Annotated in this window: 9 protein-coding genes and 1 other RNA gene; 1 reads left to right on the top strand and 9 read right to left on the bottom strand. The window is 38.1% G+C overall.

The genetic code is table 11. The features are described from left to right. Window positions 1-105: 105 nt before the first annotated feature. The 9 genes from E2I05_RS07670 to fabB form a co-directional block, all read right to left on the bottom strand. Window positions 106-2457, bottom strand: a complete 2352-nt coding sequence (locus E2I05_RS07670) for a type I restriction-modification system subunit M (protein WP_121852004.1) — start codon at window positions 2455-2457, stop codon at window positions 106-108. Between the two features lie 1147 nt (window positions 2458-3604). After that, window positions 3605-4204, bottom strand: a complete 600-nt coding sequence (gene cas6f, locus E2I05_RS07665) for a type I-F CRISPR-associated endoribonuclease Cas6/Csy4 (RefSeq protein WP_121852002.1) — start codon at window positions 4202-4204, stop codon at window positions 3605-3607. Continuing rightward, window positions 4201-5235 carry a type I-F CRISPR-associated protein Csy3 gene (gene csy3, locus E2I05_RS07660; protein ID WP_121852001.1) on the bottom strand — a complete coding sequence of 345 codons (1035 nt, stop codon included), beginning with the start codon at window positions 5233-5235 and terminating at the stop codon, window positions 4201-4203. Before csy3 ends, cas6f begins: the two co-directional genes overlap by 4 nt. Next, window positions 5232-7316 (bottom strand): type I-F CRISPR-associated protein Csy2, encoded by a 2085-nt coding sequence (locus E2I05_RS07655; RefSeq protein WP_121852000.1) that lies wholly within the window; start codon window positions 7314-7316, stop codon window positions 5232-5234. The genes csy3 and E2I05_RS07655 overlap by 4 nt, the downstream gene beginning before the upstream one ends. 5 nt (window positions 7317-7321) lie before the next feature. Further along, a complete protein-coding gene (locus E2I05_RS07650) occupies window positions 7322-8515 on the bottom strand; it encodes a TniQ family protein (protein WP_121851999.1) in 1194 nt (397 codons plus the stop codon). 86 nt (window positions 8516-8601) lie between these two features. Next, window positions 8602-9732: a TniB family NTP-binding protein gene (locus E2I05_RS07645; protein ID WP_121851998.1), complete on the bottom strand. Its 1131-nt coding sequence runs from the start codon at window positions 9730-9732 to the stop codon at window positions 8602-8604. Continuing rightward, window positions 9732-12185, bottom strand: coding sequence for a TnsA endonuclease N-terminal domain-containing protein (locus E2I05_RS07640; protein WP_121851997.1), 2454 nt, complete (start codon window positions 12183-12185; stop codon window positions 9732-9734). The genes E2I05_RS07645 and E2I05_RS07640 overlap by 1 nt, the downstream gene beginning before the upstream one ends. Before the next feature lie 205 nt (window positions 12186-12390). Beyond that, an RNA gene (gene ffs / locus E2I05_RS07635) (signal recognition particle sRNA small type) lies at window positions 12391-12487 on the bottom strand. A 329-nt stretch (window positions 12488-12816) separates the two neighbouring features. Continuing rightward, complete coding sequence (fabB, locus tag E2I05_RS07630; protein ID WP_121851996.1) at window positions 12817-14028, bottom strand: beta-ketoacyl-ACP synthase I; 1212 nt, start codon at window positions 14026-14028, stop codon at window positions 12817-12819. Between the two features lie 251 nt (window positions 14029-14279). Between fabB and mnmC1 the strand changes: the two genes are divergently transcribed. After that, window positions 14280-16241, top strand: coding sequence for an FAD-dependent 5-carboxymethylaminomethyl-2-thiouridine(34) oxidoreductase MnmC1 (mnmC1, locus tag E2I05_RS07625; protein ID WP_121851995.1), 1962 nt, complete (start codon window positions 14280-14282; stop codon window positions 16239-16241). Window positions 16242-16261 lie beyond the last annotated feature (20 nt).

Here is a 16261-nt window from a genome sequence, read left to right as displayed (position 1 = left end):
ATTTTTCGCCTAGAGCAAGGCGTGCCTGCGCACAGCGAGGGAGCATAGATAAACTATGTGACTGAGTGAGCACAGCCACAACGCCGCTATCGGTGAAAAAGACCATCAGGAGTGTACCTCCGCTAGCAGCTTCATAATCCGCTTACTCACCGCATCCAAATCCGCATCAATTTCTTCTAATTTACGTGGTGGCTGATACACATAGAAGTGTCGGTTAAATGGGATCTCGTAACCGACAATACCGATTTCTTTATCTTGCTCATCCCGCTTGTCAGCATTTATCCACGCATCAGGTACATGAGGTGCTACTTCACGCTTAAAGTAAGTTTCAATCAGCTCAGTGGTGGTAACAGATGGATCGAGTGGAATGTTCTCGTTATCCCTCAGGTCGCCATCAGTTTGGTACTCAACCACTTTACCTTGGTATTCTTTTATGGTGCCGTTGTAGGTAAATGCACCGTAAAGTGGTTGTTCGTCTTCCTTGAGTACCTTTTTAATTACTGGCTGCGCCGCTGGATTTTTGAAGGTAACGGCATCGAGGAATTGTTTCTTTTCTTTGGCTTCGAGCTTGAGATTGGTGGCTTTAAGCGCCGCTTTTAGGTCGCTGTCTAACTGGTTAAAGTCGTTAGATAACTGCGTTCCAATCTCAGTTTGTAGCTTTTGGGCTTTCTCCATCAAACCCTTTTGGAACAACCAGAGTTTGTCGCTCAAAACCTCTTTGATTTGCTTTTCTTTCAGCTCTTTGAAGTCAGCTTTTATTTTAGTGCGAATGGCGGTTTCGTTGTCTGCTAGCAGTGTCTGGTACTCGCTCTTTCCATCAAGAGGGAATGTTTCAAACATCCAGCGCATTACGGCATTAAACGGCTTGGGTGCAAAGCGTAAGCTTGCTACGGCTTCATCGGTAATTTGAGCAGATAGACGCAATGGGCGCTCAACGGTAATACGACGGTAGCCGAATTTATGGCTGTCGAATATTTTGCTGGCAAAGGTTTTTGGTGCTTCTTGTTTCGGATTTGCTGATTGCCTACCACGGTTACTTTTTTGCTCTGGCGTTTTATCAAGCACTTGCTGTTCAACAGCTTCAAAGCCACCATAGCAACGAGTGATGGTTTTAATGTCTGCATCGCTCATAATGTTGCGCTTAGAGCCTAATGACTTACGCATTTTGCCGTATAAATCGACCCCGTTAATGAGTTGCACTTTGCCTTTGCGTTCGGTGGATTTTTTATTACTCAACACCCACACATAAGTGGCAATACCTGTGTTGTAAAACATATCGGTGGGTAAAGCAACAATGGCTTCGAGCAAGTCAGACTCAAGAATATAACGGCGTATTTCACTTTCACCGCTGCCTGCACTGCCTGTAAACAAAGGCGAGCCGTTTAGAATAATACCGATACGACTGGGTGTATCGCTGTCTTGTGCATTCTGGGTTGCTGGCGCATCTTTAAACTTGCTGATGAGGTGCATTAAGAATAACAATGAGCCATCGGAGACCCTTGGTAAGCCTGCGCCAAATCGTCCATCGAATCCTTTAAAGGTGTGCTCGTCTTTAATGCTGCTTTCGATTTTCTTCCAATCTACCCCAAACGGCGGATTAGACAGCATGTAGTCAAATTTATCATTGACTAAGTGATCGTTCGAAAGTGTGTTCCCCAGTTTGATGCGGCTGACGTCTTGACCTTTGATCAACATATCGGCTTTACAGATAGCGTAGGACTCTGGGTTTAGCTCTTGCCCAAAGGCTGTCATTCGAGCTTGAGCGTTATGTTTGTAGACATACTCCATTCCCGCAGACAAAAAGCCGCCTGTACCTGCCGTTGGGTCGTATATACTGCGAACAATGCCTTCTTTGGTCAGGGCATCGTCGTCTTCCATAAACACCAGCGAGGTAGTGAGTTCGACGATATCTCGTGGGGTAAAGTGTTCACCAGCGGTTTCGTTTGAGGATTCCGCAAAACGGCGGATAAGCTCTTCAAACACCAATCCCATTTCGTGGTTCGACACGGCTGTTGGGCTGAGATCGATGTTGGCGAACTTACGCACCACTTTAAACAGCAAGTTCGCTTCGTTAAGGGTGCCAACAAATTCATCAAACTTGAAGTGCTCGAAGATTTCACGGGCATCTTTAGAGAAAGATTGAACGTAGTTTTCTAGGTTGTCTTTAATATCACCTTGCCCCATTTTTGACAGGTTCATGGGTGAAATATTAAAAAACGACAGCTTGGCCGCCCTGAGCAGCATTTTCTCCATACCATCTTCAGGCAGGCTCATCGCTTTTACTTTTTCGTGTTGAGCAACCACATCATCTTTAGTGACTTCTAGAACGCACTCTAAGCGACGCAGGAGGGTAAACGGAAGAATGATGCGCCCATATTGCGATTGTTTAAAATCACCTCTGAGAAGGTCAGCTACAGACCAGATGAATGCGGCAAGGTTATTGTGCGAAGAAGACATTAATGAAGTTCACTACTGCTCGGAAAAATAATTACCCGAGTATACTCACTTTTTATTTGCTGTCGTGAAGAATTTGGTTTTGATTGATTAGAGTTTGAGCAATGTCGTTTTTTAGTAAGCGACTGTTATTAATAAAATAAAAGAATTACTAAAAACCTAACTCAATAACAACGAGAAAGTCATCATTTCACACTCAAATTAACTCTATCCACTTCTATTCAGCAGTATTTATTTTAAAGTAGCCTTCATTGAATATGCATTTAACTAACACGATCAGCCCTAACATTTGAAAAAAACCAATATTCGGGAGTGAGAATAAGCTTGGCACTATCCAGTTCCAAAGGAAATAAGCAGGGACTGTGGCTATAACAAGGTTTAAAATCATGGTTGGAATAACAAGTAAAGCTGCTTGAAATAAGTTCATATCTATTTTTCGGTATTTACTTTGGAATATTACGAATAAATTTATATGAACACCTGCGGGCAATCAAATGAATAATAATTAAATTATTTTTATTATCAAATATATACGATATTTTTTATTTTACTAACATTTAAACTTTCGTAATTTTGATACTCGTACAGGCCTTTTTGACTGCTCTAATACTCATTTTAAAATAAAAAGGCACTTTAGATTTCTAAAGTGCCTTTAGTCTACCTGTTCGGCAGAAGGCTACCTGTTGTGGCTGCTTACTTCCTGGTCTTTTTTTAGCTACCTGTTCGGCAGTTCCTTTTACCGAACATAAAACCACAAACTTATATTTAGTCAATTTAATTAGGTTGTTATTAAACAAATGTCATTTTGAGTTAATAATTTTTAAAGCTGCCTATTCGGCGGAGCACTCGACTCTGCAAGATGGTGGTGTGTCGTATTTCTTTTTAGCTGCCTATTCGGCGGAGCACCCGATAATTTTGTAACGGGCGCAAGTGTAACCCTTTTTAGCTGCCTATTCGGCGGAGCACAGTAAGAAAAAAAAAGTGATGTCTTCTAATTTCTTTTTAGCTGCCTATTCGGCGGAGCACTAGAGTTGCTTTACCTCTAATAAATAGAAAATCAACTAGTTAACATCACTTTCCTTGTAAAACCTATTATTTACACCACAAACCCAACTCATTGAAAAGGTTGATATAAATATTAACAGACAATTTATTGGTCAAAGTTAAACTCTGGTACAGTTCCACTATATAACTTATTAGAAGCGAGGCCGTAGTGATTAAAGTCACAGTTTTGGTGAGAGGTATCTTCCCTCTTTTGAATATAAAGAGGGAATGACATGTTTTTACTACCACTTGTACAATTGAGAATATGATAATTGTGGATGAATTGAGCTTGATTATTTTGAACAGGCGCGTATTCGTCTCCTCTAGCTTCAGCCCTTTCAAACGCTCTTTTATTTCTGCGTCGTTTTTCACCAAGCGTTGTTTTTGCAATTGTATTATTTCTTAAAAATTGAATCTCTTTTAACCCTGTTGGCACTGGCTCAATGTTAGAAATATAAAAAAGACCATCTTCTTTCATCATTGAGAAATAATTGTGATGAAGTATCCTTGTCAGCTTACTTTTACTTGTCGATACAAAGGCAAGTTGATTCCCTACTGTATGTTCACTCCACGCCGGAAAACTAATACCAATATCGACAACATCTTCTTTAGCAACAAAACCATGTAGCACATTGACACATCGAGCTGCAAGCAGTTCATTGTTCACATTTTCAGGCAAATAAGTGATATAAAAATAACTTCTCATTTGCTTTTTTTCTCCGATCCCATGCCTAATACATCACCTTTTACCAACATAGCCATTAGATAATTAATTTCATTTGAAGTCTCATTTTCACCGAGGTTATTAGATTCTAAAAAGTTAATGTAATCGATAATTTTAGGTAAGAGTGAATAAACATCTTTTTTGTTTGAAGGAGTTCGTAATGCGACTAACCTTTCTGGTACAGAACCATAACTACTCACCCTTAGAGGCTTATCTCCACCATGCCAATCATCAATTATCTGTATTGCTGCTCCAACTTTAAAACGACCCAAACAGGTAGTTTCAGAGCCATCTTCAACCCTTGTTGTAGCTAATTGCTTGTGGACTTTGTTTTCTTCAGGTAAAAGCTGACTTGGATATATTTCTTGCATAAAGCGATTGCGAATTGTTGCAACAACTTCCAGTTCGCATGCTTCATTATTATGAAGAGCCTGAGCAATTATCTTAGATAATTTTTGTAGCTCATCGTGATATTTCCCCCAGTTTCCATCCCAAGACAGCGATTGAACACCCGCTGTATTAGCAACCTCTTGTTCACTCAAAAAGTCATACACAGAAATATCAACTTTAGGAGACTTTTTGTTCCGCCATAGCCACAATCCATTTAAAATATTCTTTGCATATCTGGTTGCTAACTCTTGATAACCGCCTTTCTCAGCATAACATTGAGCTAACTTTTCCAAATACATTACTAAATCTTGATCATTGCATATATAGGGAGAAAGACTATTGGGAGCAATGGTCAATGAAAACTTACAGTAAAATTCCTTAATTTTTGGAGGTACATAACAATATTCACTCGCATGTAAATTTGCGTGACCAAGATCATTAGCCGTTACATTTTTAAGTTTACCATCTTTATTATATGCAACTGCGGAACCTGACATCCTGCCATTGATTCCTTCGCTAAAGACTTCAATAGGATTAAAGTCGGACTCGTCTGTTTTATAAAAGAATAACGCTGGCGATGGCGACAATGATCTCATGTAAGATAGATGTGTAGGTATTTTCATAATTTAAACTCGAAACGTGATTTAACCATAAGCACTTCAGAATCAGTTGTTTTTTGAGCCCAAAACGCCTCTCTTAAAAACCTTTGAGCTCCACCAACTCTAACATCCACACTGTTAGTGCATCGAGTCAGGCCAAGTAAGTTTTCTGCATAGCAATGCAGTTCACTTATGCCACCATCCCTATACTTTGGTTCTTCAAGATACTGATAGCCAATAGCTACTGGTCTTAGATTCAAATCTGTATCTAATGCCTTATGGAGTTCATCTAATGAATGAACTTTGAATTGAGATGGGTATAGCCAACAACCTTTTGCTGGCATAAAGCTTAGAGAGTTAAATAACTCTGTAAGGTTATGTGAGGTCGTAAATCGCTCCTCTAGCTTCCGGATTGTTGGGAAAATAGTTCCACCTGCATAGCGAGTGGGTAATGCTTCCCTTATCTGTACAGGATTAGGTAAACTTTCTAAATTGTACTCATTACCTCCATTCCAAAGCCTTAACACCAAATCAAATAGCATTTGACTCTTTGGCGCTGAAACTAAAGCAGGTCGTGTAGGCCTTAATTGATCACTTTGTTTTTCTTTCTTTAAATGTGAATATGCAGGCAATGATGTTTTAGCTGTTACTTGATATAAATGAACAAAACAAGCGACCCCCATTACTCGAATATTATGAAAACCCAGCTTTTTTAAATTAAGTTCAAATTTATGGGCAAAACCAGCAAAAGCTATTATTGAAGGCATCCCCCATAAATATGGACAACTCAGGGTTTCCAGATCTTCAACCCTAAGTCGTTTTAGATGAAGATAAAAAACTCTTTGTTCTTGCTGCTCTGTTTCACTATTAGCTCTATTTTTTAGTAAGAATTGGAGTTGCCGTTTAATTGGTGATATTAGCTTAGAGTGATATGCAAACTGCTTTGTTTGATTAGCTTGTGCTAACTGCTCATGAATTAAGTTACTAAGCTCACTCGCTAATTCATTCTTTGATTCGCCTTGATTCAAATACCTTTTGAATAACTTTGCGTTAGAAGAAACATCCGATGATATATTCGCATGCTTTTTGTAATCTGTAGCTTTAGCTAACCACCAATACAGTGTCTGCCTTATTGACTTTATTGCTGCTACCCTAGCAATGCGAGTTAGCTTCAACGTTTCTCGTTTCGGTGAAAAAACCAGCTCACCTAAAGCCTCTAAGAAGTTATGATTGTTGAGGTACTTCGAATTAAAAAAGTTACTATCAGTCTTGTCGTCAATATACTGGTTAATATTTCGATTAAAGCCTCTGTCGGGATAGTAAGCCAATACTGAAACGTATCCGCCCAATGATGTTATCAAGTGACCTGCGCATGTTGCCCTTGGATGTTTGACCTTACGACATCGAAATTCTTTATTAAAACAACGCTTTTGTATTTCAGATAGTAGTTTATGGTTTGTAACTGGTGTGACTGATACATAGCCTCGTTGATTATAGAATCTTAACTGTGGAGAGTAACGATCTACTTCTTCAGGAAAAGAATTTGCCGTTATATCTGCAAGTTGTATTTTAGTTCGGTTCACCCACCTTTTTGAGACACCTAACGTTATGAGCAAGTTAACCCAGAAGGCACTCTCACTTAACAGTAAATTTATAAGACAGGTCACTTTACCTTGCCATTTAAACTCTGTAATTAATGGTGTTACTTTACCGACAAACGTTGCATTATGAGACCAACCTAACTCTATGCTTTCTAGGATATCTTTACTGCAAACGCCTTCTACATCTTCAGGAAGGGTCGCTCGAATTGTTTGCTTACTTACTCTGATGTCCGGATACTTTAAATTGTGCGTATGTATCCATTCAGCTTCAGAGATCGTCTTTCCAAAAAGCTCTTCGCCTTTAAGAAATTGTTGTGCTGACTTCTGCTCTAGCAAATCAACTTGTTCTTTTGAGCTGTAACCCAAATTTAACAGCACAATGAGTATTTCTTTTTCAGAACCGTCAACATTTAATGGCTCATGAAAAGGCCTAAGTCTGCTCCTGATAGCTTTGTTGCGCTCTTCAATATCAGCAATTTCTAACAACTCATTTATAGTCAGCATCGCTTTCACCAAGTTGTTGTATATAAATTAGAATAAGCTTGATTGATTCCTCTTACTTCCATTAGCTCAATGACTTGCCTTAAATACAAAAGCGGTTTGAACGGCTCTATTATTTCGTGTTTTTTTGGCTTAATAGCTCGATGTAAATAGTTCTCGTTCAATAGTCGATTCACTTGCTCTAGAGGCGTTCTCAACAAAATTGATGCTTCTAACTTTGTAAGCAATGTGTCCGCAGGGTTTAGTGTTTCAGATTTAGGATATCGATAAACAAGATCAACAAAATACTCTGAGAGCACCTTCAATACTTCATTGTTCTGTTTAAATGGGGACGCCAATTTTGACAGTGCTATTTGTTCCTTCCAAATATCATTTACTGGAGTCTGGTTGAAAGGTCTTATTTGCTTGTTAATTCCACCTAATTCAAATTGCTCAAGTTCGCTTAGATAGGTAGCGGGCCAGAATTCAAAATAATCATAAAACTCATTGAGTAATTCAGTATCATCTAACTCAATATTTTTATACTTTGAAAACCAAAGCAACTTACCTATTTCTGATGATTTGTCGCCTTCTATTTCGTTAAATAAATTTTTAATGCATTTCTGATACTTAATATCTCCGTGTACTGCTGCCATTTTTGACAGGTCAGCTCCGCATATACACTTTTCAATTACTTCGTAGCGTATATAATTGATTTCGTCGCCGCATTTAGGGCATTCATTGAGAAGCCTTAGATTATGCTTGTGGCAAAAGGTATAAGGTTTTAAGTGCCAGCATTGCCTTATATAAGCTGACTCTTTTATGCATTGTGGGCAAATAGGAATTGGTGCTTTGTTTTCTCGAAGCATTACTCTTGGTATTAAGCTGGAACCAAATTTTAATGCCGTATATTGAGCGAATTTATAGTTCGTGCGTAAAAGAGATTGAGATAATAACGTTGAAGGTTTAAAGCTCGTAAGGGTTTCGAAGAGTTTTAATGCTCGTACTCTAAAAATACTACTGTCTTTAGCATGATAAAGATTGACCAAGTCTAAAGAACAGGGAAATGCACCTTCTAATTCATGATCATGATCGACCAGCCAGCGGCCAATGACGTCAGCGAACTCACTGTAATCAATGTACGTATTATCAACTGCTAATCTAAGCAAATAACTTTCAAGCGATTCATCCTTAAACAGCTCGGTTTGAACTGTAAATCTCATAATGCACCACTAATTTTTACTTATCCTTAACCTTTTAAGGCAAAAAGCCCAATTAAATTAACTTAATTTTCCTGAACACTTAGATATTATTTTCTCAATAAATCATTTATTGAAATTTTATCGGCAAACCTAGTGTCAAATTTTACTTCTGAAGCAGACTCTTCGTCATATTTATAAGTTGCATAATCTATCACCTCATTGACCATTAGTTTATCTACAGATATTTTAAAAGGGTTAATAGAATCTCTTTTGTCCCTTTCATCTTTAATACTTTCATTCAACTTTTTCATGGAATCATCATTCGTTGAATCAACCTTTCCTAATAACGGGTACTCATTATCCCTTTCGAAAACTTTAGAAAAATGCTCTATTGTCAATTCTTCAGCACCTTCATTTACTGCTAGTAATACAGCTTTATTAGTATAGTTTCTAATTGTTCTAAAACATCCTGACGAAACAGCAAATAGAGGATAAGAAATGCTTTTATCCTCTAATTTTGGTGCAAAAGAAAATAGTTTTTGGGCTCTATTCGAAAGCCCCTTGATAACCTTAACGTAAAATGCCTTTTCAAGTTCATTACTTAATTTGAAATATGGAATTAACCGACAAATATGAATATAGCTTCTCCATCCTGAAGTTAACATCAACCTTTTGATACATGGCATTCCGATGATCACCAAAGGGATTCCAAGCTCTTGAGCCATGCTTTTTAATTGGTTTGCAAGCTCATCTATCCTCATTTTTTTATCAAATTGCAATAACAGTTCAAATTTGTAAATTATAATGAGTTCAGTTTCAAGCTTTATAAGGCGTTCTTTCAATATATCTTCTAGCTGTTTACTCATATCCTTATTCTTATTCTTACCCTCAGCTTTTCTATATGCCCCAGCGAACTCACCTAAATCTATAAGAAGTTGCGTAAAGAATGAGTTCACAGTTATTGGCAGTTTCACTTCAGAAAATAAAACGGGTACTTTAAATTTCCCTTCATCAATAACCTCTTCATTTTTACATTTATCTTCATAAGCCTTTATAATAGATTTTTTTCCGCTTCCTTCGTCGCCATAAATCAACATGCACAATTGTTCGCCGCCTAACCTATGATTCTCTCTCAAACGTTCGAAATCGTCATGAATAGTTTCAGCTATAGCATGGGGAATAAATTCATTTTTGAAATTTTTAAGTAAAACGCATTGCTCTGTAGAAAGTCTAGCCATTAGAAACCCTCCAAACCTTCAGCGAAGTTATTCCAATCTTCAGGTGAAGCATCTTCACTTTTTTCAATATCTTCAAATTTATTGTCTTTTTTACTTATACTGTTTTTACTGTTTATTGATTTATACCTCGATCTTGCTTTATTGGCCGAAAGGTTCTTCTTTCTACCCTTTTCTACAAACTCCTCTTCTTCTTCAACACGATCATTAACATATTTTCTTACTTCTGCTAATGACACGACATCAATTTTCGATTTAATGTAAGTTCGATGAACTCTAAGGTTTACCTGATGATTAAATAGGGATAGACCTTTTGTATAACCTACGCTATCCACACAAGGGACTTCGATGTATTTACCTAAGTCTTCAATGTAAATTCTAATAGTATTAATATTTTCAGGAGAGTATTTAACTAAAATCTTCTGTTTTTTATCATTTCCTTCCTTAACGTACTGTTTTCTCACCTTTGAAAGATATTCGCTATCATAACGAAGATTAAATATATGTATTCCACCCTTTCGCCACTCACGCCATTCAGTACAAAGGAAGTCATTTTCCAGTTTTTCTTCCTCAGCTTGATCTAACTTTAAAACTGGGCTTTTAAGATAATTTTTCTGCCAGAGCTCATTTGGAATGTATTTGAATCTACTGTCTGCTCTTTGATGATAATCATCGATAATCCACTTATGAAATAGCTCAAGAAACAAATCAAACCTCATGACAGCATCTTTTTTAGGATCGTATTTCATTTTCTCTAAAATATTAGAAAATGTTTTTCCTTTAAACCGTGCAGTAAATTCACGGCAAGTAGTTCCAATAAACCTCTCAACAAATGCCTTCTTCCAAGGTTTCCCTACAGGATTAAACTGAATGTTCATCCAATTCTCGCAAGCAACCTCTAAATTGGTACTCCAAAATTCGGCACCGTTATCGACTATCAAATTTTCAATTTTTCCGTGACAGTTCCACTCGTTTTTTATCGAAGGATATAAGTTTTTAATATAATCTTTAGGCTTGATACTGTGAAGAATTGCCTGCCTAGCACTATTGTAAGATGGAGGTTCATAGCTAACATAAAAACCACAAATACAATGACTTAATTTATCAATTAAAACGGTTAAGGTTGGCCTACCAATTGGAAATAAATACTCAGAATCAAGCAAAATAACAGTCAATACCGTATGGTCTATTTCTACTTGTTCGTAAAGCCTTTTGGGTGGGCAATGTTCGTCATAATTGTTAAAGTCTATATCAGCAGCTGCTTTCCCTTCTCTCGCACATTTAACATCGTACTTAGGCAATTTATCTATGCGCAACTTAAAAGTATTATAACTGACAGGTTCTAAGTCGGTATTAGTTCGCAGTTGTGTTTCATATTTCTTATAACATTCATTAATTGATAATCTTAGTTCAGTTAGATAGTTACTGATTCCATGTTCGATAAACTCGTCATGTTCACTGACAGCAATAGTCCTGCCTTTAGACACATGCTTGGGAACAAGAGCTATTAGTTTTCGACTTCCTTTCGTGTACGCATCTTTCCAACGCATTATACTTCTCGAACACGGTGTCGGATTAACCCCAAAATTTGGTATTTCATGTAAAAGTAAATTTATATTCTTTTCTGTCCACTTTCCTACGAGCTTACGTTCAACCCATTTAATATAGCGCTTCTTAGCTAGAGCTTCTTGTTTATACTTTTCAGGGAAAATATCCATATCTTTTGGAAATAATTTCACCTCATTTTTTGCCGGCTTTTTGTTGAAATCAAACTCAACGAATTCATCAATGAAAAACTCTGCATTATTGTATTGCGTAGTATCGCTTGATACTTTCGAATCAAATGTGAGTTCAGAACTAGATAAATCAAAATATATCTCTCGTTTTAGAATCAATATACGTATTGCTTTAAAGATTTCCTCTCTAGAAAATTGACTTAAATGATAAGCAATACCCTCTATATCGATCGTTTCACTTTTTTTTACTATACCAACCACTAGGTTAGATATATTGTCGTCAGCCCAAAAACCTCCAACGTTCAAAAGAGATTTTATATTGTCTATTCGAGGAGGGATGTTGTACTGGTTCTCTGTAATAAGAATTAATTCTTTATTTAACTGTCTTGCAGCTGCTCTTTTAGCTTCAAAAATTGATTTAAAGTCTTCTGAATATAATGCTTTCTCTTCTTTTACTTCTATATAAACAAATTTTCCTGTTTCTAGTTCTACTAGAAAATCACTAGTGTATGAATGTATTTCATCTTGATTTTCATAATCAAAAGCTAATGGCTGGAACTGGAAAGACTTAACAATAGGAAAATAATTCAGAAAATGAGCAGCTAAAAATTCATTGTGAGACTCAGCAATTCGTTTTTCACTGTTAGGATTTTTGAAGTTAGAGAGCTTAGAAAGATTTTTAACTCTTGAGTGACTAATATTTCGACGCGATATAGGCATAGCGCTCACCTTCAACTAACTGAAGATCACATACTGAACGCTTATCGGATAAACTCAATTTTTTTGAGAGCTTTTCGTAAATCTTAATCTGAAGTTAATTTAGAATTAACGTTATGACAGTTTTTCCTGAAAACTCGACAGCTTTTCCTGAAAATAATGACAACTTATGTTGAAAGCGACAAAAAAAGAGGAAGTTTTGGAGGTTCCTCTAGAGCCACACTCCGGCACATGAGTCATTCGCTGCGGTTGCTTCCTTCCGGATCTGGCCGAGTTCACGAATTATCATTGCGAAGGGACCCTAGAGTCACCATAGATTTCTTTAAGAATTACTTTAAAGAACGCATGCATTATCCACAATCAAACGATACGGTTCAAGCAAAGATTAACTTAGACTGTGTTGATCGCGTAACAAATGGGCAATATCTTTAAAAAATAAATGTCAAGGAACGCTTGCGGGACTTTATCTTTAATCATTGCTCTTTGCATGACAGCAAGTTGAAAATAGGCAAGAAAGTATCAAGTTTAAGAATTTAGCGTAAAATTACATGCAACTCATGAGAAATAAGCATGAATAGAACGAATAACCTAATGAAATAACGCCCCCATAGACTGAGGGCGCCTGAAAGTATAACTACTTATACTTTTTCATAACAAGTGAAGCGTTTGTACCACCGAAACCAAAACTATTACTCATAACAGTATTCAGTTCAGCTTCACGGTATTCTGTAACGATCGGTAGGCCAGCTGCCGCTTCATCTACATTTTCAACGTTAATGCTTGGTGCAATAAAGCTATTTTCCATCATCAACATGCTGTAAATTGCTTCATGTACACCTGCTGCTCCAAGTGCATGACCCGTCAGCGACTTAGTTGATGCAATCGCAGGGCAATCATTACCGAACACTTCTTTGATGGCTTCAAGTTCACGCACGTCACCCACTGGAGTCGATGTACCATGTGTATTTACGTAGTCAACAGGAGTATCTACATCAGCAAGTGCCATTTGCATACAACGCACAGCGCCTTCACCTGACGGAGCAACCATGTCATAACCGTCAGAAGACGCGCCATAACCTACTACTTCAGCATAAATTTTTGCACCACGTGCCAAGGCATGTTCAAGTTCTTCAACGACAACGATACCGCCACCACTTGAAATCACAAAGCCATCACGATCAGCATCATAAGTACGTGAGGCTCTTTCTGGTGTGTCGTTATACTTAGTTGATAACGCGCCCATAGCATCAAAACCCATGGCCGATGTCCAGTCTAATTCTTCACCGCCACCAGCAAATACCATATCTTGTTTGCCAAGCTGAATAAGCTCGACAGCGTGCCCAATACAGTGTGCACTCGTTGCACAAGCTGAACTGATAGAATAGTTAACACCTTTGATTTTAAATGGAGTCGCTAAACAGGCACTGGTGGTACTGGCCATAATTTTTGGCACAATATAAGGGCCTACACGCTTAATTCCACGTTCACGTAATGTATCGGCTGAACGCACTTGGCAAGCTGATGAAGCGCCACCTGAACCTGTCACCAAACCAACTCTTGGATCACTGACTTGTTCTTCTGTCAACTGTGCATCTTCAATCGCTTCTTTCATTGCAATGTAGGAGTATGCTGCTGCATCGCCCATAAAACGAAAAGCTTTACGGTCAATGTGATCGGCAGGATTAATGTTAACTTTCCCCCACACATTGCTACGCAGTTTCATTTCTACGAATTGCTCAGAGTGAGTTATACCACTACGGCCAGCTTTTAATGATTCTGTGACTTCTTGTTTATTGTTACCAATGCTTGAAACAACACCAATACCGCTAATGACGACTCTTTTCATTTGTTAACTATCCATTTTGTCTATACCAACCCACGCTGATATTGATTCAGCGAGAATTTTAAGTACTTATTGTAAAACTAAATTTTTGCAGTCTTACCGCACCTTCACCTTTTGAAATATCGCTTATTATCTGTGCGATTTGGCATTGGCACCCATTTTTCTGCGACAATAGTAGCTGTTTTCCTTTTATTAAGTGGTCAGCTTTCCATATCCATGGGTAAAATAAACATATTGCAGTAGACGAATTGGGTATGCCTTTGACTTTTCACATCGATAACAATAAAACCGCACAAATTAAGCGCTATCCAGATGCTATTATCAAGCACTTTCGTCAACTATACCCTTCAACGCCTAATTACGCTGAACAACTATTTACATTTCAAAGCCAACTGCTCGTTCGCAATCAGCCGATTGTTCTCGGCTTCTTTGGATCACAAACTATTGTCGAGCTACTCTGTTTATATTTTTTACAACAGAATTTACCTGAGAAGAAGGCCGGACAGATTCAGATCAACGCTAAGGTGTTTGGCGGTGTTCAAGATAAAACCATAATTAGTGAACTACTGCAAATTCCAGATCCTGCTTGGACATCAACCAGTAACACATTTAGGAATATTTCTCTTTTAGATATTTTAGGGTGCCAACGATTAAAGTTTGATGACAACCGTTTCGTGATTGATTATTACTTGGGTGATATTTCTCATCAGCTCAATACACTACCAACAAAGAATCGTGACAAAATTCAAGCTTGGCTGATATCTGATGATAACAGTAAGCCCACACCTTCGAGTTTGGTTGAATCTTTCGCTCGAGTAAGCGAGCCATATGCATCTACATTTTCACCCATTCATTCTGAGCTATCTGATAAATTGACAGGTATGCTTTCTGCTCAGAATGCCGAACAAAATGACAAAAATCCTATAGAGAATGATCGACCTTATTGCCCATTGCCTCAATCAAGTTCTTGCGATAACGATACACCTATTGCAGTTATTGGTGGTGGATTAGCGAGTGCTCACCTTACTTTATCGCTTGCTGAGCGAGGAAAGTCAGTTAAAGTTTTTTGTAAAGACAATTCATTAGCCGAAGGTGCTTCAGGGAATAGGCAAGGTGCTTTATATCCACTTCTTACTCCTGAAAATGATCTGTTAAGTCAGTTTTATCAACAAGCTTATTTGTTCAGTCGTCGCCGTATTCAACAGTTAGTTAAAGAGGGTTATAAGATCAGTCATGACTTTTGTGGTGTGATTCAAACAGGCCACAATGATCGCTCAAGTGCCAGAATCAATAAAATTCTCTCTGTTCAAGATTGGCCGCAAGATATCATCCATTCAATTGATGCCGAACAAGCAAACCAGCTAGCAGGATTAAATATCGATAAAGCTGGCGCCTATTACCCTCTTGCAGGATGGGTTTGCCCTGCCGAGTACACCAGAGCCACATTTGCCAAAGCACAGCAACTGTCTGACATTAGCATAGAATTCAATTTAAAAATTACTCGACTAGAACATCAGCCTGAAGGTTGGCTGCTGCATTGTGGTGAAACCAGCTTTGGCCCGTTCGAGCAAGTAGTAAACGCTACGGGTTCTGACTTAACTCAATTTATCCAAACTCATGAGCTCCCTGCCTCTAACTTTCGCGGTCAGGTCAGTCACATTCCAACGACACCTAATCTTTCTAAACTCAATGCAGTGTTATGCGCTCATGGTTACGTAACGCCAATGCACAATCAACATCACTGTATTGGCGCCAGTTATGTAAAAGATACTTTGGATCGAAATTTTGTGCTTAAAGAACACACAGAGAATCTTGAAAAAGTTCAGCAAAGCTACCCACATCAAAACTGGCTTGAAGACATAGATATAACTGAAAATAACGCACGAGTTGGAGTACGAATGGTTACTCGCGATCATTTCCCTATGTTAGGCTGTGCTCCAGACTATCATTCACTTTTGCAGATCCGTGATAGCCGAAAAACCAGACAAGGCAAAGTAGAAATGGCTTTCTGGAAAAATATCGACGCACCAGTGTTCAAAGGCTTATACATTCTAGGAGCTTTGGGATCTCGTGGTTTATGTTCAGGTCCACTTGCAGCAGAAACATTAGCTGCATTGTTGTGTGACGAACTTCCACCTGTTAGCTACGACTTACTCACAAAAATGAATCCAAATCGAATTTGGATAAGAAAATTAGCGAGCAGTAAACCGCTTTGACCAAGCGGTTTGAGCTCGTT

This window comes from Parashewanella spongiae (genome assembly GCF_004358345.1).
In the GTDB taxonomy this organism is placed as follows: Bacteria; Pseudomonadota; Gammaproteobacteria; order Enterobacterales; family Shewanellaceae; genus Parashewanella; species Parashewanella spongiae.
The sequence above is the reverse complement of the archived record's forward strand: the minus strand, read 5'-3'. Positions and strand labels throughout refer to the sequence as shown.

Bases quoted from the DNA above. Each gene is read 5' to 3' on its own strand.
- E2I05_RS07670 (WP_121852004.1), bottom strand. From the start codon at position 2,457: ATGTCTTCTTCGCACAATAACCTTGCCGCATTCATCTGGTCTGTAGCT.
- cas6f (WP_121852002.1), bottom strand. From the start codon at position 4,204: ATGAGAAGTTATTTTTATATCACTTATTTGCCTGAAAATGTGAACAAT.
- csy3 (WP_121852001.1), bottom strand. From the start codon at position 5,235: ATGAAAATACCTACACATCTATCTTACATGAGATCATTGTCGCCATCG.
- E2I05_RS07655 (WP_121852000.1), bottom strand. From the start codon at position 7,316: ATGCTGACTATAAATGAGTTGTTAGAAATTGCTGATATTGAAGAGCGC.
- E2I05_RS07650 (WP_121851999.1), bottom strand. From the start codon at position 8,515: ATGAGATTTACAGTTCAAACCGAGCTGTTTAAGGATGAATCGCTTGAA.
- E2I05_RS07645 (WP_121851998.1), bottom strand. From the start codon at position 9,732: ATGGCTAGACTTTCTACAGAGCAATGCGTTTTACTTAAAAATTTCAAA.
- E2I05_RS07640 (WP_121851997.1), bottom strand. From the start codon at position 12,185: ATGCCTATATCGCGTCGAAATATTAGTCACTCAAGAGTTAAAAATCTT.
- fabB (WP_121851996.1), bottom strand. From the start codon at position 14,028: ATGAAAAGAGTCGTCATTAGCGGTATTGGTGTTGTTTCAAGCATTGGT.
- mnmC1 (WP_121851995.1), top strand. From the start codon at position 14,280: ATGCCTTTGACTTTTCACATCGATAACAATAAAACCGCACAAATTAAG.